We start from the raw sequence: 20,554 nt of genomic DNA, 5'->3' as shown, positions 1-20,554 counted from the left end.
AATTTGTATGCGAGTAGATAAGTATTTATGGTGTGTTAGACATTTTAAAACAAGAAACATAGCAACGACTGCATGTAAAAAAGGCCATATTAAGGTAAATGGTAGTGTAGCTAAAGCCAGTAGAGAAGTTTATCCAACAGATATAATTGAACTTAGAAAAGACCAGGTTAACTATAAATTGACCGTTTTGGATATTCCTCCAAACAGGGTTGGTGCTAAACTTGTAGATATTTATCGTGTAGATAACACTCCTAAGTCCGCTTTTGAAGCACAAGAAATGCTTAAATTAGCCAAGGATTATTACAGAAAAAAAGGTGTTGGAAGACCAACAAAAAAAGACAGAAGAGATTTAGACAATTTAAACGCAGAAAACGAGCAATAGTATTATGAGTGTTTTAAAAGATGTAATATTAGATAATAGTGCCATTAACAATAAGTTAAGACGAATTGCTTTTCAAATATATGAGGCAAATATAAACGAGGAAGAAGTTGTCTTAGCTGGTATAGATGCGAATGGTTATATTTTAGCAAAAAAACTGAAAACCATTTTAGCAAAAATATCTCCAATCCAACCAACGCTTTGTAAAATATCCATAGACAAGAAAAACCCAAGAGACCTAATAAAGACCTCCCTAAAACCGGAACAATATCAAAACAAATCGGTTGTTTTAATTGATGACGTGTTAAATTCAGGTACTACCTTAATTTACTGTGTAAAACATTTTTTAGAAGTCCCTTTAAAACAATTTAAAACTGCTGTTTTAGTAAACCGAAATCATAAAAAATTTCCGGTTAAAGCAGATTATAAGGGTATATCGTTGTCAACCTCGTTAAATGAGCATGTTCAGGTGGATCTAGAAGGTAAAGAGTGGAAAGCTTATTTAAATTAACTTTTTTAAAATATTATTTATTGTCTCTTCTTCATTACTAGTAGCTTCAACAACTACACTTGCCTGATTATAAAAATAAGAGCGCTCAAATAAATGTTTAGCAATAAAGTCTTTTAAAGCAACTTTAGTCTCTAGATGACTAATTAATGGTCTTGTTTTATTTAAAAATAAACGGTCTGTCAAAATATCTAAATTAGTTCTTAAATATACGGTCTTAAAATTATCTAGTTTATTTAACCATTCCATAGTATTGTAAAAACAAGGTGTACCTCCTCCTAGCGCAATTATTGTTTGATCTGTATTGGAGGTTATTTGTTTTAAATAGGTCTGCTCAAGTTTTCTAAAATGGATTTCTCCTTTAGTTTTAAATATATCAGAAACACTCATTTTTTCAAACTCCTCAATATAATTATCTAAATCAATAAATTTAAATTCCATTTTTTCTGCCATTTTTTGACCAATTGTTGACTTTCCGGAAGCCATATATCCAATAAAAATTAAATTCATTTTTAAGCTTATAAATTGATTATTAAAACCATACATATTTGAGAAACAAAAAAACAAAAAAAATCAAAAATAGCCTTGTATTATTAATAAAAGCTATTATATTTGCACCCTCGTAAAACAAATGACCAGATAGCTCAGTTGGTAGAGCATCTCCCTTTTAAGGAGATGGTCCTGGGTTCGAGCCCCAGTCTGGTCACTTATTTTCAAGCTGTTGTTTGAATTTATTTTTGTGACTATTACAAAATATAAAAATTGTTTTACTGACCAGATAGCTCAGTTGGTAGAGCATCTCCCTTTTAAGGAGATGGTCCTGGGTTCGAGCCCCAGTCTGGTCACAAAAAGCTAAGCATCTTGCTTAGCTTTTTTTTTGCTTCACACCTAACATTAGGAACCGATATACATTTTATTTCTTAAAAACTTTTAATCTAAAACCGCATTAAAAGATGCAGTTTGTTAATTATTTCAAAATGTTCATGTTTTTATAGCTATAATTCATTTTGTTTAATTAATTTAGCTAAACAATGAACAATATAAAAACTAAATTTAGTATTAAAGATCTTGAGAACCTCTCAGGTATCAAAGCGCACACCATCAGAATATGGGAAAAGCGCTACAATCTATTTGAACCTAACAGAACAGAAACTAATATTAGATATTACAGCTTATCTAGTCTTCAAAAAATATTAAACATTAGCTACCTAAATAATAACGGTTATAAAATATCTAAAATAGCTAATTTGGATAGCAAAGATATACCAACTATTGTAAGACAAATTGCCGAAAAAAAGAGGGTAATAACCATTACATTAATGCTTTAAAATTGGCTATGTTCAATTTTGATCAATCGTTATTTTTTACAACTTACGAAGATTTAAAAACAGAGTTAAGCTTTAGTGATATTTTCTATAAAGTATTTGTGCCATTATTAGATGAAATTGGTATGTTGTGGCAAACAGACACCATCACGCCTGCGCATGAGCATTTTATAGTAGAACTTATTAAACAAAAGATTGTTTATAACATAGAAACCTCTTTAAACAAAAAGAACCTAGTAGATAATAGTGAAGTGTATGTGTTGTTTTTACCAGATAATGAAGTACATGAATTAGGTTTACTGTTTACCAATTACGAATTAATTAACAGAGGATTTCACTCAATATATCTAGGACAAAGTGTCCCTTTAGACAGTCTAGAATTTTTAAAATCACAATACGATAGCATCACTTTTATTTCGTGTTTTACGGTTAAGCCTGAAAAAGACGACATTAACCAATATTTAGCTGATTTTAATTCCAAAATATTGAAAAACACAAACAACAAATTAATAATTTCAGGAAGAATGACTGCTTTTATAGACAATACTTTCAACCTAAAAATAGCATCGTATCAATCCACTAAAGATGTTCTTGAATCTTTACAACACGTTTTAGCATAAATGGGTAAAAATATCGCAATTATTGGTTCTGGATTTTCAGCACTTTCAGCCTCTTGTTACTTAGCGCAATCTGGACATAACGTAACTATTTTTGAAAAAAATAGTACTGTTGGTGGTCGTTGTAGACAGTTAAAAAAAGAAGGCTTTACCTTTGACATAGGTCCAAGTTGGTATTGGATGCCAGATATTTTTGATAAGTTTTTTGCAGACTTCAATAAAAAAACATCTGACTTTTATCAATTAGATAAACTTTCGCCTGCTTATAAAATATTTTTTAAAGATGACGTAATTACCATTGGTGATACCCTAGAAAAAATATGTATTGAGTTTGAACGTATAGAAAAAGGTAGTTCCGTTCCGTTAAAAAAGTTTATTAATAAAGCTGCCACTAATTATGATATCGCTATTAATAAAGTGGTATTAAAGCCTGGAATATCACCTTTAGAATTAGTCACACCAGAAACTATAATGCGTGTTGACCAATTTTTAAAACCATTAGCAGAGATGTTAGAAAAAACTTTAAAAACCCTAAATTAATTTCAACTTTAGAGTTTCCGGTTTTATTTCTTGGTGCCAAACCTAACAAAACACCATCGTTTTATAATTTTATGAATTATGCCGATTTTGGTTTAGGTACATGGCATCCCAAAGGCGGAATGTATGAGATTATCAAAGCCATGTCATCATTGGCTAAAAGCTTAGGCGTTACTATAAAAACCGATAGTCCTGTAGCTAAAATTAATGTGTTAGACAAAAAAGCAACAGCAATAATTGTTGGCAACCAAACACTTCAATTTGATGTAGTTTTAAGTGGTGCAGATTATCACCATTCCGAAACATTATTAGACATACAACACAGACAATACTCAGAAAAGTATTGGAGCAAAAAGACATTTGCGCCTTCATCTTTACTTTTTTACATCGGTTTTGACAAAAAATTAAACAATGTACAGCATCACAATTTGTTTTTCGATACAAATTTTGAGACACACGCTGAAGACATTTACGACAATCCAAGTTGGCCAAAAGACCCTTTGTTTTATGCTAATTTTCCATCCATAACGGATCACAGTATGGCACCAGAAGGATCAGAAACTGGCTTCTTTTTAATACCTATAGCTCCAGGAATTGAAGATACTACTGAGATAAGAGAAAAATATCTAAATATTATTTTAGAACGTTTTGAGAAATTAACAAAACAAAATGTTAAAAATAATATTATCTTTAAAGAGTCCTTTTGTGTTAAAGACTTTATAAAAGAATACAATTCATATAAAGGTAATGCCTACGGAATGGCAAATACATTACTACAAACTGCCTTTTTAAGGCCTAATTTAAAAAGTAATAAACTGAAAAATCTCTACTTTACAGGACAATTAACAGTTCCTGGACCAGGTGTACCTCCTGCTCTTATTTCGGGTAAACTAGTAGCAGAATTAATTAATAAACATCATAACGTTTAAAATGAAAACATTATTCGATTCTGTATCATACGACTGTAGCAAGATTGTTACGCAATCTTACAGCACCTCTTTTTCTTTGGCTACAAAAATGCTTGCCAATACTATAAGACAAGATATTTATAATATTTATGGCTTTGTAAGATTTGCTGATGAAATTGTAGACACTTTTCATGAGTACAATAAAAAAGAACTTTTTAAACGCTTTGAAGACGATTTAGAATTTGCACTTAGAGATAAGATAAGCTTAAATCCTATACTTAACGCTTTTCAACATACCTACCATAAATGCAATATTGATAAGCATATGGTTGACTCTTTTATGAAAAGTATGAGACTAGACCTGTCCAAAACTAAATATACTACTGATCAAGAGTATAAGGATTATATTTATGGATCGGCAGATGTTGTTGGGTTAATGTGCTTAAAAGTATTTGTAAAAGGAGATAACGAAAAGTATGAAACTTTAAAAAGCACAGCAATGTCCTTGGGTTCTGCTTTTCAAAAGGTGAATTTTTTAAGAGATTTAAAAGCTGATCACGAATTATTGGATAGAACCTATTTTCCAAATACGGACTTAACCAATTTAACTGAAGCCGATAAGCTATACATCATCAATGATATAGAAAACGATTTTAATGAAGGCTTAAAAGGTATTAAACAATTACCTATTGAAGCTAAATTTGGTGTATTTATGGCTTACCGTTATTACAATCAATTATTAAAAAAATTAAAAAAAACACCAGCTTTAGAAATCAAAAACACACGTATTAGAGTCCCTAATTATAAAAAGGCAGAACTCTTAACACGAAGCTATGTTAAATATCAATTAAACTTATTATAATAATGCAAGCAATATATTGGATATTAGTTTTTATAGGAACCTTCACTGCAATGGAGTTTATGGCGTGGTTTACCCATAAATATATCATGCATGGTTTTTTATGGAGTCTACACAAAGACCATCACCACAAAGATCATGACAGTTGGTTTGAGCGTAATGATGCCTTTTTTATATTTTATGCTATTGTAAGTATGACCTGTTTTTATCTGTGGAATTACGAAAACGTTTGGTATTGTCTACCAATTGGATTAGGTATCATGGCATATGGTGCAGCCTATTTTTTAGTTCATGACATTTTTATACACCAACGTTTTAAAATATTTAGAAACGCTAATAATTGGTACGCAAAAGGTGTTAGACGTGCACACAAAATTCATCATAAACATCTAGGTAAAGGTGATGGTGAATGTTTCGGGATGTTATTTGTACCGTTTAAGTATTTCAAAAGATAAATTATTATATACTTTTTAAATAATGTCTAAAAACCATTATGACTATATTATTATTGGTAATGGTTTAGCAGGCTTACAACTTGCTTTAGCATTTAACAACGATAGCCATTTTACAAATAAGCGCATTGCTTTAATAGACCCTTCCACTAAAACAAGTAATGATAAAACTTGGAGTTTCTGGGAGAAAAATACAGGTTTATGGGAAGATATTATTCACCAAAAATGGTCAAAAGCAACTATTTTTGCGTCAAACAAAACTATAGATTTAAAACTTAATCCTTACAGTTACAAAACCATTCGTGCTATTGATTTTTATTCGCATGCTTTAGCAATTCTTAAACAGAATAAAAATATAACATTTATAACCGAAACCGTAAACTCTGTAACGGATGACAGTACTATTACGGTTAACACCAATAAAAATCCGTATACTGCCAATCATGTATTTGATAGTCGCATAGCTAATGATGCTATTTCAAGATTAGATCAATACACGACCATAACACAACATTTTAAAGGTTGGATAATAAAAACTAACGCAGACGCTTTTGATCCTGAAACTATTACCATGATGGATTATAGATTAAAGGATGGAGATCAAACCACTTTTAACTATGTATTACCTTTTACTAAACGTGAAGCTTTAGTAGAGTTTACTTACTTTACTGAACATACAGTAGAAGAACATGTTTATGATAGTTATATTAAAAAATACATAAAAGACTATTTGAAAATTGAAGATTACCAAATTATTGAAACCGAAATGGGTCAAATACCAATGACCAATTTCCCTTTTGAGCAATCTAACACCAAAAACATTACTAAAATTGGAACAGCAGGTGGTTGGGTAAAAGGTAGTACAGGCTATTCTTTTAAGCTTACAGAAAAAAAAGTTGCAACAATAATTGCAAATATTAAAGCAAACAATACACCATCAACAGACTTATTTAAAGCAAAATATAAGTTTTACGACAAAATATTTTTAAAAGTTTTAAAGGACGAAAACCATAAAGGTGAATGGATTTTTGAAAAATTTTACTCTAAAAATTCAATTCAAACTATGTTTAGATTTTTAGATGAAGACTCGTCGTTTAAAGAAGAATTACAAATCATGACCTCGTTATTTTCTTGGAGTTTTATAAAAGCTTTTTTTAAAACACTTTAGTCTTTTAGCAATTTATTGATAATTGATTTAACCGAATCACTATTCCAATTTGCTGCACCATTTTTATCGATTACAACTTCTCCCTTTTGATTAATTAAAAACGTTCTTGGAATGCTATTTACATTAAATAATTCTACGTTAGGTGCATCTAACGGACTATAAACCTTAAAAGAATAATTGTTTTTTTTCATGAAGGCTTTAATGGTTTCAGGTTTTTCATTAGAAACAAAAACAAATTCTATTTTATCCTTATAGGTTTCATATAATTGTTGCATACTAGGTAGCTCTGCAATACAAGGTGGACACCATGTAGCCCAAAAGCTGATCAAAACGATTTTATTTTCCGCTTGACGGAAATTGTATACCTTATTATCTAAATCTATTAAATTCCAGTTGTAGTTATTAATTTGTACTCTATCTGTTTCATTCTCTACGTTTGGAGCAAACAAAGCTAACCCTTTATGGATTTGTATTTGTACAAACTGTCTACTTGACGGAATTACTAATATTAAAACTATAGCTAAGTACACTATATTTTTAAGCGAAAACAAAGGTTTTTTCATGACTATAAAATAAAAAAAGCACCTAATAATTTAGGTGCTTCAAAAGTAACAAAACTATTTGTTTTTATCTGTTAACTGTTCCTGATAATGCTTGTACAGGTCCTGTTCCCATTGCTATAGAGGTATGCACAGTTGCATCTGCTGCTACCGTTTGTAATAATGGTTTTAGCGTAAAAGGTGCTGGACTATTATCTGGACTAGGCTCTACTGAAATTACAATAGTTTTTCCTCTTAAATCAGTTGGAAACGCAAATCCTGTAGGCGCATTTTGTAAATAATCTTCACCTGGATAACCTGGACCATCTCCTAAATCTCCTTTAAAAGGTGATGTTGATGCATTTGCATCTGCCATAGCTGGATCTGTAAATGTACCAGTACTTATTGGTGTACCATCAATTACAGCCCAACCTTCATATACCCAACCATCTGATAGTACTGGTAAATCTAATCCTGCAACAGCTGCTCCTGTTGCATTATCTAAAAACCATACTCCACTTTCTTCATTAGTGTCATCAGCGTCTGTTGGTGTTGCTAAAATAAATGTTCCTGCTGCTGCAGAGAAATCTGCAACTAAATTTGAGTTTACATTTGCAGAACTACCAGAAAAATCTCCTGCTAAAATTTTTGTTGCTGCTGGAGCTGGATCTAAATCTAAAGCTGGCTCGATGGACAACACAAATGCTGAAGCAGAAGCTAATTGAGAACTTGATACTTGAAATGTTTTTGGAAACGTAACATCACTAAATGTTCCTGTGGATACTGGAGATCCATCAACAATAATCCAACCTTCATACACAAAATCATTACCCAACGCTTCTAAATCAGGTAGGTTTAATGTTAACGTAGACGTTTCTGGTTGTTGTGCAGTTGCGTCGTCATCACTACTGCATGATACGCTTAATACTCCTAAAGCTAAAACAGCTAAATACATTTTTCTAATCATAATCTTGGTTTTAATTAATTAATTTTTCTTTAAAGAGTCGATTAACAAATCAATACCTTACGTATTAATCAAATAAATTCCATTTTAACCATCAATTATTCAAAATTAAACTACAATTTGATAGAAAATACTCAATAAAAATAGTTTTTAGTGACGATATTATAAAATCAAAATTAAACCTTTAAGTCATTATCATTCAGACGTATAAATTGTAATCGTTTTAAATTATGATCATAAAAAAACTCCTGATAAAAATCAGGAGTTTTAAATTTATAAAAAATTAAAAATTATGCGTTATTCTCTTTTTTAATTAAGTTTAGCGCACTTCCTTCGTTATACCAAGCTATTTGAGCTTCATTATAAGTATGGTTTAATACAATTGTATCCTTGCTACCATCTGCATGCACTAACTCTAAAGTTAATGGTTTATTTGGCGCAAATTCATTTAAATCTATAAAGTTAAATGTATCATCTTCTTGGATTAAATCATAATCAGCTTCATTTGCAAAAGTTAATCCTAACATACCTTGTTTTTTAAGGTTTGTTTCGTGGATACGAGCAAAAGATTTAACTATTACTGCTGCAACACCTAAGTGTCTTGGCTCCATAGCAGCATGCTCACGAGAAGAACCTTCACCATAGTTATGGTCTCCTACTACTACAGTTTTAATTCCTGCTGCTTTATACTCTCTAGCTGTATCTGGTACTCCACCAAACTCTCCTGTTAATTGATTTTTAACGAAGTTAGTTTTCATTCCAAATGCATTAACAGCACCAATTAAACAGTTGTTAGAAATATTATCTAAATGTCCTCTAAAACGTAACCAAGGTCCAGCCATACTAATATGGTCTGTTGTACATTTTCCAAATGCTTTAATTAATAATTTAGCACCAGAAATATCATTCCCTAAAGGCGTAAAAGGTGTTAATAATTGTAATCTTTCAGAATCTGAAGCGACTTTAACTACTACTCCACTTCCATCTTCATCAGGAGCTAAATAACCGTTATCCTTAACTTCAAAACCTTTTGGAGGTAATTCCCATCCTGTTGGCTCATCAAACATAACTTCTTCTCCATTTTCGTTTAATAACGAATCCGTTAAAGGGTTAAAGTCTAAACGACCAGCAATAGCAATAGCAGCTGTAATCTCAGGAGAGGCTACAAAAGCATGTGTATTTGGATTACCATCTGCACGCTTAGCAAAGTTTCGGTTAAACGAATGTACTATACTATTTTTTGGTGCATTTTTAGGATCGCTATATCTTGCCCATTGTCCAATACATGGACCACAAGCATTAGTAAATATTTTAGCATCTAATTTTTCAAAGATTCCTAAAATACCATCTCTATCTGCTGTAAAACGAACTTGCTCAGAACCTGGATTAATACCTAATTCTGCTTTCATTTTTATGCCTTTATCTAACGCTTGTTGCGCAATAGATGATGCACGCGATAAATCTTCATAAGACGAGTTAGTACAAGAACCAATAAGTCCCCATTCTACTTGAATTGGCCACTCATTTTCTGTTGCTTTTTCTCCCATTGTTTTACCAACTGGAGTTGATAAATCTGGAGTAAACGGTCCATTTAATAATGGTCCTAATTCTGATAAATTAATATCTATTACTTGATCAAAATACTGCTCTGGATTTGCATAAACCTCAGTATCTGCAGTTAAATACTCTTTAACTTTATTTGCTGCATCTGCAACATCTGCTCTATCTGTAGCACGTAAATAACGCTCCATAGACTCATCGTATCCAAAAGTTGAAGTTGTTGCTCCAATCTCTGCTCCCATGTTACAAATTGTACCTTTACCAGTACAAGACATTGCTTTGGCACCTTCACCAAAATATTCAACAATTGCTCCAGTTCCACCTTTAGCAGAAACAATTCCAGCAACTTTTAAAATAACATCTTTTGGTGCAGTCCATCCAGATAACTTACCTGTTAATCTTACACCTATTAATTTAGGGAATTTAAGTTCCCAAGCCATTCCAGCCATAACATCTACTGCATCAGCACCACCAACACCAATAGCCACCATACCTAAACCACCAGCATTTACTGTATGAGAATCGGTACCAATCATCATTCCTCCTGGAAATGCATAATTTTCTAAAACTACTTGGTGGATAATACCAGCTCCTGGCTTCCAGAAACCAATTCCGTATTTATTAGATACAGATTCTAAAAAGTTAAAAACCTCACTACTTACGCTATTTGCGTGTTTTAAATCGGATGCAGCACCTTCTTTAGCTTGGATTAAGTGATCACAGTGTACTGTAGTTGGTACAGCCACTTTATCTTTACCAGCTTGCATAAATTGCAATAAAGCCATTTGTGCAGTAGCATCTTGACATGCTATTCTATCTGGAGCAAAATCCACATAGTCTTTACCTCTTGTGAAGGCTTTATTAGGTGTTCCGTCCCAAAGGTGAGAATACAAAATCTTTTCAGAAAGTGTTAAAGGTTTACCTACAACTTTACGTGCTGCGTCAACACGTTCTGTCATTTGGCTGTATACCTTTTTTATCATGTCAATATCAAATGCCATATAGTATGAATTTTAAGGGTTGTTAATTTGTTTTAAAGTCTTGCGAATTTACGAAAAATTGAAGCATTTTAAAAATATATAAGGAAATTGAATATTCATTGAATTAAATTCAATAAAAAAGAATAATAACTACTTAAATGTAGTAAAATGATAAAATAAGATACTATAAAATAATAAATTAACAAGAATTCTAATTTTCAAACCATCGCTTGTACCTTTTAGAATCTCTAAATTTTAGAATTGGATATTCAAAAAAGGTAAATAGTAGGTAGGAAAGCACAAAAGTAATAACTAAATATAAAAATAAAACACCAAACTTACCTATATAAGTTAGTTCTAAGTTTTTTGTAAAATGCTGGATACTTAACAACACAATGGAGTAATTAATTAAATATATTGAATACGACCACAAACTAATATTAGTTATAGTTTTTGATAAAAATTGACTTGATTGCCAATTGGAAAATATAGGAAATGTAAGCAGTATACTTATGGATAAGAGCGATAAATAATAAACATTAAAAAACGTACTAAAACTATCTGGATTTAATTGATTAAATAGTATTAATAAATGAATCCCGATAAATAATAAGACACCAATTATAAAACTTATATACTTGTAACGCACCCAAGTACTACTGTAATAAAAAGCAAAAAAAGCACCAATAAAGCCATAATAAATGCTATCTATCCTATAGACCACGACTTTACGTAGCGACTTACTCCATGAAAAATCTTGAATAGCTATTGATGCCATATTATCAAACAAAACTCTGTGATAAATAGCACTTGCTATAATGATTAACGTTGTTAATAAAAACATCCATTTTGTCACCTTTTTAAAAATTGCTCCTAATAGAATAAGACAAAATGGTCCTATTATATAAGCAAATTCCTCGATTGTCAAACTCCAAGATTCTGTAAAAAAATCAGGTTGTTTTTGAGATAAATTTTGAAGAAAAAAGAAATACTTATATAATTGATTTGGAGCGTCCAAATTAAACAGAAATAACAACCCAATATTTATAATTAAAACCAGATAATAATTTGGCAAAGTCCTTAACCAACGTCGTAACCAAAAATTAATAAAATCTTTAATAGAAGTTTTATTATGTGCGATATGCTTTATTAAGATGGTACCAATTAAAAAACCACTTAAAACAAAAAATAAATCAACACCAATAGTTCCAAAAAACTGTATAGTTTTTATAATAGTGGATTGAGAATCCGGAAATAATAGCAACGTGGCATGAGAGCATATAATTAAAATAATAGCCAATGCTCTAACGACATCTAAACCAAATATTCTTTGTTTATATGTTGTTATAGTTTCCAATAAGTAAAGGGTAAATAACTATTGTCTAGCTACTTTAATTAATTTAATAATACCTAAAAATATAGCGCAAAATTCTATAAAAGTACCTGCTATTAATAATATACTACCATAAGGTTTATGTTGTATTTTAAACATGGCTCCTACTATGGTTAATATTATACCAATAACTAAAAGCACCAACGGAACTTTAAATTGCTTCAAACTCATATTAAAAAAGGCTTTTAATAATATGTTCGATGGTTACACCTTCGGCTTCAGCCTTATAGTTTTTAATCATTCTGTGACGCAATATACTTGTTGCTACAGCTTGAACATTTTCTATATCTGGAGAAAATTTACCGTTAATAGCAGCATGTGTTTTAGCTGCTAAAATTAAGTTTTGCGAAGCTCTAGGACCTGCTCCCCAATCTACATACTGTTTAACTAGGTCTGAAGCAGCTTCACTAAGTGGTCTTGTTTTTCCTACCATAGTTACAGCATACTCTATAACATTATCTGCCACAGGAATACGTCTAATTAGTTGCTGGAAATCTGTGATTTCTTGAGCAGTAAATAATGCATTAACATTAGGTTTATGATCTGATGTAGTTGCTTTAACCACATCTACTTCTTCTTGAAAAGTAGGATAATCAAGATTTATAGCAAACATAAAACGGTCTAATTGCGCTTCTGGAAGTGGATAAGTCCCTTCCTGCTCTATTGGGTTTTGTGTTGCTAAAACAAAGTATGGTAAATCTAATTTATAATGATGTCCAGAAACAGTTACTGCACGCTCTTGCATTGCTTCTAACAAAGCAGCTTGTGTTTTAGGAGGTGTACGGTTAATCTCATCTGCCAATATAATATTAGAAAATATTGGTCCTTTTATAAATTTAAATTGTCTGCTTTCATCTAGGATTTCGCTTCCTAAAATATCACTAGGCATTAGATCTGGTGTAAACTGTATGCGTTTAAAGTCTAGACCTAGTGCTTGTGAAATTGTATTAACCATTAACGTTTTAGCTAATCCTGGAACACCTATTAATAAGGCATGACCACCAGAAAAAATAGAAATTAAAATCTGATTAACAACATCATCTTGACCTATAATAACTTTTGCTACTTCTTGTCTTAATGCGTTATATTTTGTTACCAGAGTTTTTACTGCTGCAACGTCTGACATATGTTTTACTTATTTTTTTAACCAGTTACTACTAAAGTCACAATCTCTGTGAGATTCGCTAATTTTAATGTAAGTATCTAATATTTTTTCGTTTTGCCATTTACCGATAGCATCAAATTGCTTTTCGTTTAAAGCTAATTCTTTAATTTTTAAATAGTCACGTGCATAATCAGCATCATGCTCATCAATTCTATCCGTTACTGTTACTAACTTAAACTTGATATTACCTTGTCTGTCAGTATCTGTTAACACCTCACTAATTGTGTTGTTTTCTAGACCTTGTAATTGACCATATAATTCTGGATCCATTCTAGTTAGTTCAAAATTATAATCCTGAGTTTGTGGATTAATTAATTGACCACCTTGGTATTTAGTTTCTTTTTCGTCACTAAACTCTCTTGCTGCATCAGCAAAAGTATAATCACCTTTAGCTATGTCTGCTTTAATTTTTTCAATTTTTTCTTTGGCTTCTAAAATTTCTTCGTCAGATATTTCAGGAACTAATAAAATGTGACTTACATCATATTCTTGACCTCTAATTTTTTCTAAATAGATAATGTGGTATCCGTAATCTGTAGCAAAAGGTTCTGATATTTCTCCTTCTTGTAAAGAAAAGGCAACATCTCTAAACTCTTTAACCATTCTTGGTTTAGATCTATTCATTGGAGGTAATTTTCCTCCTGCTTTTTTAGAACCTGGATCTGCAGAATAAAAAGCTGCTCTAGATCTAAAACTTTTACCGTCTTCTTCTATTTCTCTCTTAAATTCTTTTAATCGATCTATAACACGTTGTTTTTCCTCATCGCTTACTTTAGGCTCAACAATAATTTGTGCTACTTTTAATTCTGTTCCAAATCTTGGACGTTCTTCTTTTGGTATTTTATTAAAAAACTGACGTACTTCTTCTGGAGTAACTTCTATATCTGCAATAATTTTCTTTTGCATCTCAGAAGCTAACTTATTGCTTTTGTTAATTTCAAACATTTCTTCTCTAAAACTAACTTCGTCTTCTTTTTTATAAAACTTAAGTAACTCATCCATGTTACCATTAGTTTGTTGTAAAAATTGTTGAACTTGTTGGTCTACGTATGAACGAATTTCGGCATCACTAATAACAATACTATCTTGGATGGCGTGATGTGCATATAATTTATCTTCTAATAATTTACCAAATAATTGACAACGTGATACACCTTGTATAGATGCACCTTGTGCTTTAAGTTGTAAAATCATTTTGTCAATATCACTATCTAAAACAATGTAATCACCTACTACCGCAGCAACACCATCTACTTTAAGTGCTCCACCAGTATTAGTGGTATCTTTAACTTGCTCTTGTGCTGTTTCGTCAATTATTTCTTGAGCCGAAGTAGCAAACGTTGCTAATAATATAAACGCTAAGGCATTTAACGTTTTACTTTTAATTGTAAATTTCAAATTGTTTGTTTTTAATGGCATCTTTAGTAATGTCCTTTTCTAATTGTTTTATTAATTCCAATTTTCGTTTGTTAACAACGATTTGGTTAATGGTTGGTCTAACGTACTCCAATGGAGCAGTATCGTTTCGTAACAACACATTATTTATTTGCATCAAATATAATCCTAATGAGTCTTTGAGTTGTATAAAATTAGATTTTTTTAACAATTCATTTTTGTTATCTAATGTCACGACAGGTATTTTATTAATAGCCTGATCAACCCTTATCCATAACGAATCTTTTAATGAATAAGATTTAAATTGTATTGAAATTGAATCTAACTCTTTTTTATCTGACTTATTAAAGCGTTTAAATTTGGTTTTAATTTTTTCTAAATCTAAGCGATTTGCTTCTACATTAATATATCTAAACTGAATTAAATCTTCATTTAACTTAAAGGCGTCTTTATTTAAATCATAATACGCAGTAGCTTCTGTTACAGATACTGTGGTATCTAAGTTTTTAGACACCAAGGCTTCCACATAGGCTTTACTATACAAATCATTTTTGTATTGTTGTATTAACCTATCAAATTTTTCCAATTTTGCATCAGACAAATTAACTTGCGCATTTTGCACAAATAGTTGTTGTGTTGCCCATTTATTAATAAAGTTATTAGCAAAAATAGTACTGTCTGATTGGCTTAAATTTTCTGGCAAGGCCTTTTTTAAATCACTTGAATATAAAAAAACTTCTTCTACTCTAGCAATAGCATTTTCTTGTTGTGCAGGTTTAAAATAGTCACAAGACCATAAAACACCTAACATTATTAATATGTAGCTTAGTTTTTTCAATTTATTTTAGTTCTTCTTTTACTTGTTTTAATGCGTCCTTGTTTATTGTAACCTTATACTTTTTAGTTAATTCTAAAAGCCAGTCTTTTTCTTTTTGCTCCTGAAAATCTGATACTACGCTGCCTTTAGCTTGCTCAAATGTTTTTTGAGTTTTAGGCAATATACTATTTACTTTAACGACACTGTAAGCATCATTATGCTTAAAGACTTTAGAAACTCCAGTTTTTAGACTCAACCCTTTTGGTAGTGCTTGATGTGTTGTATTTAAAGTATCGATGATAAAACTAACATTTATTTGGTTGTCCGCGTTAATTTGTTTTTTAATATTATCTGTAGCTATATTTTGCTCTAGTAATTTTGACACTTGTTTAATCACACTTTTTTTAGCAGAAGAGGCCACAATCGCATCAACTCTGGTGTCATAATAGTAATTAGATTTGTGTTGATTATAATAGTCTAACAGTCCTACTGAATCTTGTTTTGCAGCATTCCAAATTTGGTTTTCCATCAAATCAAACAACAACAATCCATCACGATATTCGCTTAAGACTTGTGCATATTCTTGGTTTTCAGACTCTAGGTTTTCTTCTTGATATGCTTTTAAATTACTTTCAACAAAAACTTTAAAATTATCTTCTGCCAATTGTTTTAATGACACTTTAGCTTGTCGTCTACGTTGACTTTTAAATAAAAATTGAGCAAATTCAATTTCTGGTATTTGCTTTGTTCCTATAGTTAATAGTGTTTTTTTACCTTTAAATGTTGCAGGAATAGTCCAATTACTTGCAAAATAATCATCCGTTAGGATATTAATAATAGGCGTTAACTCTACTGTTGTCAAATCAACATTATATGTTTGTAACAAATTTTCAATACGCTTATCACTAATGACTTTAGATCTAGAATCACGTTTAATTTTATTTTTTAATTCTAATTCTAAAGCCTCAAAAGGTTGTATTCCATTTTTTTCTATCAGTTTAATAATATGGTAACCAAACTCTGATTTAAAAGGTTTAGACACATCACCAACGTTAGTTAAGCCAAATGCTTGTTCTTCAAATATTTTTGAACTTAATTGACCAGCTGAAAACGCATTTAATTTCCCACCATTACTACTGGAACTTTTATCATCAGAAAACTGTTTAGCTAAAGCACTAAAGTCTTCTCCTTGCTTTAGTCTTTTATAGATTTCGTTTATACTATTCTGGGCTGTTTGCTCTGCTTTATCATCCGTTAACATAATGTGTGCAACGGTAACATCACCTCTGTTTTTACGTTTGTTATTTACAAAAACTACATGGTAACCAAACTGTGTTCTAAAGGGTTGCGACCATTCTCCAACCGCTGTATTATATGCAGCATTTTCAAATGGATATACCATTTTAAATGCGGTAAAAAAGCCCAACTCTTCAGCAAATAAAGTTTGACCATTATGTATGTCTTTTTTTACTGCTTCAAAGCCTTCATTTAAAGCTCGATCTCTTAGTTTTTTAATTTCTTGATAGGCTAACAATGTATCTTTTGGGCTTGCGTTTTCATCTATTTTAACCAAAATATGATTGGCATCCACTTCTATTAAAAGTCTTTGGTAACCTTCTTCAATTAACTGATCTGTTACCTTACTATCATTTAAATAATTTTTAGCCAATTGGCTTTTATAGCTTGAAAACTCTCTTAAATAAGCTGGTTTTTGATCCATTCCTAAAGCCTTAGCTTCAGCAATTTTAAGTTTATACTTAACAAATAAATCTAAGTAATTATCAATATCCTTTTGGGAGTCGTCTTTGACTAAATCTAAGTTTTTGCTATATACACGCTTAAACTCTGTAGTATAAACTGGCACATCATCTACTGTAAATAAAACGGTATTTGTTTGCGCATTTGCAAATAAACAGGTAAAGAAAAAAGAGAGGAATGTAATACGTAAAATATTCATTTTCATAATTAAGCCACATTTGTTAGCAATGTCTGCAAAAATAGTAATATTACACTATTAAACAATGACTTTTAAAACGATACTTTAAAGTAATTATTATAGTTTTTATATTAGTTATTTTATAAAAAACTAAGTCTTCAAATTATTGAAAATTTTAGACTTTCTTTAAAAAATAATTTACAACAAAAACTTATATTTACCATCAAACACATATTTATAGATTGTAATTATACAATTGCTTTTATTTAAGCTTACGTGTTATTTTTTTATATGAAATATACAATTACAGTATTAATTAGAAAACCTATTGAAGAATGCTTTAGGCTTTTACAAGACCATGAATCCAGAAAACATTGGCATCCTGGTTTAACTAGTTTTGAGCATTTAAGCGGTTTACCTAATGAAGTAGGTGTACAAATGAAACTAAACTACACTTTTGGCAAACGAAAATTGAGTGTTATAGAAACTGTAACTTATATTGAAAACAATAAAACGGTTCATTACAACTTTGATTCTGCAGGCATGCATAACATCCAAGAAAACCAATTTAAAGTCGTTGATGATAATAGCACATTATGGACGTGTAACAACGAGTTTATACCAACTACGTTTTCTAAACGTCTAATGTTACTTTTAATGCCAAAAGCAATAAAGTTACAATCGGAAAAATATTTATACGATTTTAAAAATTATATAGAAATAGGAAAGTCTGTTAAAAATTAAACATGAGAAAACTTAAATTAATTTGGGACTTTAGAGGTACTGATGCTTTAAAAATTGCCCAACACCACGAAATACATCTTAAAGAGTATATAACTTTAGAAAAAACCGAATTAAATATTACAGGTTTTGAAACACTTAGCGATATGCATAGCATTGCTTTTATGGTGGTTAATGAAACAGAAATGAAACCCATACGTGATGCATTAAAACCACATCGTGGACAAGTTTACACAGAATAGTTATAAAACTAGTAATAGTACATCATAATTTTAAGCTAGTTAAAACATACTATATTAGTTAAATGTTTATTAATTATAATGTTACCTTTTTGATAGACAAAATACGCTTAAATCACCTAACATTACTTATGTATGCTAGGTAACAACACTGGCTATTCTTCTTTTAAAACAAATCTAATTATTGTACCTTGCACTCCTATTTTAAAGGAGAAATTATGAACAATAATAAAATGATAAATTATCTTAAAGATGTACTTCAAAACATGCCAACTGGCTGGTTGAATTTAACCACGCATCGCTTAGATATCTATAACGAAAAATTAGCTAAAACTGAATTTTTAAATCAATTTGAGAATTTATATAATAACAATAATGCTGAAGCTTCCGCTTTAAACCAATTACCAACTGCTTACGATTATATTAGACTTGGTCATCCACTATCTTGTGTATTAGAATGGGTTATTGCTGATTTAAATAATTTAAAACCTGAAGCGGTTATAAGTTTTTCATCTAAAACAACTCCAATATTATCTGTTTTAAGAAAAAATCTTTTAGCGGATAAAAAAACACAAATCAACTACATTGGTCAATTACCAAGTATTTTTGATGCTGAAGTATTACGTAGCGTTTATGGTTATAATTTTGAATTAAAGCAAGTAGATTCTGCTCAAGACATAACTGATTTTAATGGTAGTACCATCTTTATCAATCAACAAAACGATATATGTCATGCAAATTTAACTAGTAACATAGATTTTACGGTTAACTTACATAGTGATTTAGGAAGTGTATTATTAGTTAATGGTGAACATAATACATCTTATATTTCTGACATACAACATGTAAGACGACGAGAAACCATTGCAATGACACCTATTAATTGCTTAGCTGCTTTACAGGATTTAATTAACACAACAACATCAGACTATACAAGTAGCACACTACAGACAGATAAAGCTAAGGTCCTGGAAACTATTAAAGCCATTACAGGATCACCTTCTAAACCGTTAGTAGGCTCTAGTGGATTATCAATCCAGTATGCTATCATGATGGGACTTATACATGATGCGTTAATTAACCACAAAGGAAAAGACATTAAGTTTATTGTTCCTCCAAACTGTTATGGTGGTACTAACGATCAAGCTAGACGTGTTGCTGCATGTATTGACAATGTAGAAGTAGTAGATTTACCTGTGGATGGTGACAATGACATGGTAACAAGTATTGATACCGTTTTAAACACTATTGCAAGTCAAGATGCAGTACCTTATATTATTGCAGAAATTCCGACAAATCCTAGAGTTGAAGTTCCTGATCTTTTACAATTAAAAGCTGCATTAAGTAAAGTTAGACACACACCAAATGGTGATATAGCAATAGACCCAGTTTTTATTTTAGATCAAACCTTTTGTCCAAATGTTTTATTTTTAGGTGAAGACAAAATACTATCTAGCGTACGAACAATATCTTATGCAAGCGGATCAAAATTTCCTAGTGGTGGACATTGTACTGCTGGTTATTGTGTAGGTAATACTAAAACGCAAGATTTAATGGTTCACATAGAAAACCATTTAACCCTTTGCGATAATGAAGCGACTAATCTTCAATATGAAATTTTAGCAAAGCAATTACCTTCAATGAATCAAAGAATTAAAGACGCTTACAGCAATACACGTAAGTTTGTTAATTTTATAAACGATACGCTACCAGAAGCTAAAATCAATTTTGTATCAGAGGAACTTGCTGAGCAAGATTTTACACCTTCTGTTTTCTCGTTAGACCTTCCAACAAAAGGAAACACAGCACAAGAAAAAGAAGACTATAAACGCGCTTTAAACTTAAAATTAATTAACCTAATGATTACCCAAATACCAAATGAGAGTAAATATTGCGTAAGTTATGGTCAATTAAATGGTTGCTATTGGACTATTCCTGCAACCTCAACACAAGGGACAACTAAAGAAGGTGATAAAGATTACATCGTACGTGCCTCTTTGTCTCCTAATCTAGATTTAGAACTTCACAAAAAAGTATTTCTAGACTTTGTAAAAAGTATGTAACTCAATATT

The 20,554-nt window shown here is 30.9% G+C and carries 20 protein-coding genes, 2 tRNA genes and 1 pseudogene; 13 read left to right on the top strand and 10 right to left on the bottom strand.

Features of this window, described 5'->3' with window-relative positions; genetic code table 11:
* The first annotated feature begins 7 nt into the window (after positions 1 to 7).
* Together AC0L3M_RS01530 and AC0L3M_RS01525 are read left to right on the top strand one after the other, a co-directional pair.
* Positions 8 to 382, top strand: a complete 375-nt coding sequence (locus AC0L3M_RS01530; protein WP_145000046.1) for an RNA-binding S4 domain-containing protein — start codon at positions 8 to 10, stop codon at positions 380 to 382.
* A 4-nt stretch (positions 383 to 386) separates the two neighbouring features.
* Positions 387 to 890: a phosphoribosyltransferase family protein gene (locus AC0L3M_RS01525; protein WP_145000048.1), complete on the top strand. Its 504-nt coding sequence runs from the start codon at positions 387 to 389 to the stop codon at positions 888 to 890.
* Here AC0L3M_RS01525 and AC0L3M_RS01520 read toward each other — a convergent pair.
* The gene (locus AC0L3M_RS01520; RefSeq protein ID WP_473431590.1) at positions 882 to 1,397 is read right to left on the bottom strand and encodes a shikimate kinase; all 516 of its coding nucleotides are present in this window, start codon (positions 1,395 to 1,397) and stop codon (positions 882 to 884) included. The genes AC0L3M_RS01525 and AC0L3M_RS01520 overlap by 9 nt on opposite strands.
* 123 nt (positions 1,398 to 1,520) lie before the next feature.
* Here AC0L3M_RS01520 and AC0L3M_RS01515 point away from each other — a divergent pair.
* The 8 genes and pseudogenes from AC0L3M_RS01515 to AC0L3M_RS01480 all read left to right on the top strand — a co-directional run bounded on the left by AC0L3M_RS01515 (position 1,521) and on the right by AC0L3M_RS01480 (position 6,753).
* Positions 1,521 to 1,593 (top strand) — tRNA-Lys (locus AC0L3M_RS01515).
* Between the two features lie 66 nt (positions 1,594 to 1,659).
* A tRNA-Lys gene (locus AC0L3M_RS01510) sits at positions 1,660 to 1,732 on the top strand.
* Between the two features lie 186 nt (positions 1,733 to 1,918).
* Positions 1,919 to 2,215 carry a MerR family transcriptional regulator gene (locus AC0L3M_RS01505; protein ID WP_473431589.1) on the top strand — a complete coding sequence of 99 codons (297 nt, stop codon included), beginning with the start codon at positions 1,919 to 1,921 and terminating at the stop codon, positions 2,213 to 2,215.
* An 8-nt stretch (positions 2,216 to 2,223) separates the two neighbouring features.
* Positions 2,224 to 2,832: a B12-binding domain-containing protein gene (locus AC0L3M_RS01500; RefSeq protein ID WP_473431588.1), complete on the top strand. Its 609-nt coding sequence runs from the start codon at positions 2,224 to 2,226 to the stop codon at positions 2,830 to 2,832.
* Positions 2,833 to 4,295 (top strand): annotated as a pseudogene (locus AC0L3M_RS01495) (phytoene desaturase family protein).
* A gap of 1 nt (position 4,296) precedes the next feature.
* On the top strand, positions 4,297 to 5,136 hold the full coding sequence (locus AC0L3M_RS01490) for a phytoene/squalene synthase family protein (RefSeq protein ID WP_292944260.1): 840 nt from the start codon (positions 4,297 to 4,299) through the stop codon (positions 5,134 to 5,136).
* A gap of 2 nt (positions 5,137 to 5,138) precedes the next feature.
* Positions 5,139 to 5,588, top strand: coding sequence for a sterol desaturase family protein (locus AC0L3M_RS01485; RefSeq protein ID WP_292944257.1), 450 nt, complete (start codon positions 5,139 to 5,141; stop codon positions 5,586 to 5,588).
* Between the two features lie 22 nt (positions 5,589 to 5,610).
* A complete protein-coding gene (locus AC0L3M_RS01480) occupies positions 5,611 to 6,753 on the top strand; it encodes a lycopene cyclase family protein (RefSeq protein WP_473431587.1) in 1,143 nt (380 codons plus the stop codon).
* Here the strand turns inward: AC0L3M_RS01480 and AC0L3M_RS01475 are convergent.
* From AC0L3M_RS01475 to AC0L3M_RS01435, 9 genes are all read right to left on the bottom strand, one after another.
* Entirely contained in the window at positions 6,750 to 7,316 is a 567-nt protein-coding gene (locus AC0L3M_RS01475) for a TlpA family protein disulfide reductase (protein ID WP_473431586.1), read from the bottom strand. The genes AC0L3M_RS01480 and AC0L3M_RS01475 overlap by 4 nt on opposite strands.
* A gap of 64 nt (positions 7,317 to 7,380) precedes the next feature.
* A complete protein-coding gene (locus tag AC0L3M_RS01470; RefSeq protein WP_473431585.1) occupies positions 7,381 to 8,259 on the bottom strand; it encodes an anti-sigma factor domain-containing protein in 879 nt (292 codons plus the stop codon).
* Positions 8,260 to 8,546: 287 nt separating this feature from the next.
* Positions 8,547 to 10,817, bottom strand: a complete 2,271-nt coding sequence (locus AC0L3M_RS01465; RefSeq protein ID WP_473431584.1) for an aconitate hydratase — start codon at positions 10,815 to 10,817, stop codon at positions 8,547 to 8,549.
* 190 nt (positions 10,818 to 11,007) lie between these two features.
* Entirely contained in the window at positions 11,008 to 12,153 is a 1,146-nt protein-coding gene (locus tag AC0L3M_RS01460; protein WP_473431583.1) for an acyltransferase family protein, read from the bottom strand.
* Positions 12,154 to 12,171: 18 nt separating this feature from the next.
* Positions 12,172 to 12,360 carry a GldL-related protein gene (locus tag AC0L3M_RS01455; RefSeq protein ID WP_473431582.1) on the bottom strand — a complete coding sequence of 63 codons (189 nt, stop codon included), beginning with the start codon at positions 12,358 to 12,360 and terminating at the stop codon, positions 12,172 to 12,174.
* A gap of 1 nt (position 12,361) precedes the next feature.
* Positions 12,362 to 13,315: an AAA family ATPase gene (locus tag AC0L3M_RS01450; RefSeq protein ID WP_473431581.1), complete on the bottom strand. Its 954-nt coding sequence runs from the start codon at positions 13,313 to 13,315 to the stop codon at positions 12,362 to 12,364.
* Between the two features lie 9 nt (positions 13,316 to 13,324).
* Positions 13,325 to 14,773 carry a peptidylprolyl isomerase gene (locus tag AC0L3M_RS01445; RefSeq protein WP_292944238.1) on the bottom strand — a complete coding sequence of 483 codons (1,449 nt, stop codon included), beginning with the start codon at positions 14,771 to 14,773 and terminating at the stop codon, positions 13,325 to 13,327.
* A complete protein-coding gene (locus AC0L3M_RS01440; protein ID WP_473431580.1) occupies positions 14,736 to 15,587 on the bottom strand; it encodes a peptidyl-prolyl cis-trans isomerase in 852 nt (283 codons plus the stop codon). Before AC0L3M_RS01440 ends, AC0L3M_RS01445 begins: the two co-directional genes overlap by 38 nt.
* A 1-nt stretch (position 15,588) precedes the next feature.
* A complete protein-coding gene (locus tag AC0L3M_RS01435; protein WP_473431579.1) occupies positions 15,589 to 17,529 on the bottom strand; it encodes a peptidylprolyl isomerase in 1,941 nt (646 codons plus the stop codon).
* A 264-nt stretch (positions 17,530 to 17,793) separates the two neighbouring features.
* Between AC0L3M_RS01435 and AC0L3M_RS01430 the strand changes: the two genes are divergently transcribed.
* The 3 genes from AC0L3M_RS01430 to AC0L3M_RS01420 all read left to right on the top strand — a co-directional run bounded on the left by AC0L3M_RS01430 (position 17,794) and on the right by AC0L3M_RS01420 (position 20,545).
* The gene (locus tag AC0L3M_RS01430) at positions 17,794 to 18,246 is read left to right on the top strand and encodes an SRPBCC family protein (RefSeq protein ID WP_341587879.1); all 453 of its coding nucleotides are present in this window, start codon (positions 17,794 to 17,796) and stop codon (positions 18,244 to 18,246) included.
* 2 nt (positions 18,247 to 18,248) lie between these two features.
* Positions 18,249 to 18,485 carry a hypothetical protein gene (locus tag AC0L3M_RS01425; RefSeq protein WP_473431578.1) on the top strand — a complete coding sequence of 79 codons (237 nt, stop codon included), beginning with the start codon at positions 18,249 to 18,251 and terminating at the stop codon, positions 18,483 to 18,485.
* Positions 18,486 to 18,700: 215 nt separating this feature from the next.
* Positions 18,701 to 20,545: a PLP-dependent aminotransferase family protein gene (locus tag AC0L3M_RS01420; RefSeq protein WP_473431577.1), complete on the top strand. Its 1,845-nt coding sequence runs from the start codon at positions 18,701 to 18,703 to the stop codon at positions 20,543 to 20,545.
* The last annotated feature ends 9 nt before the right edge of the window (positions 20,546 to 20,554 follow it).

This window comes from Olleya sp. KJ81-1 (genome assembly GCF_055808135.1).
The sequence above is the reverse complement of the archived record's forward strand: the minus strand, read 5'-3'. Positions and strand labels throughout refer to the sequence as shown.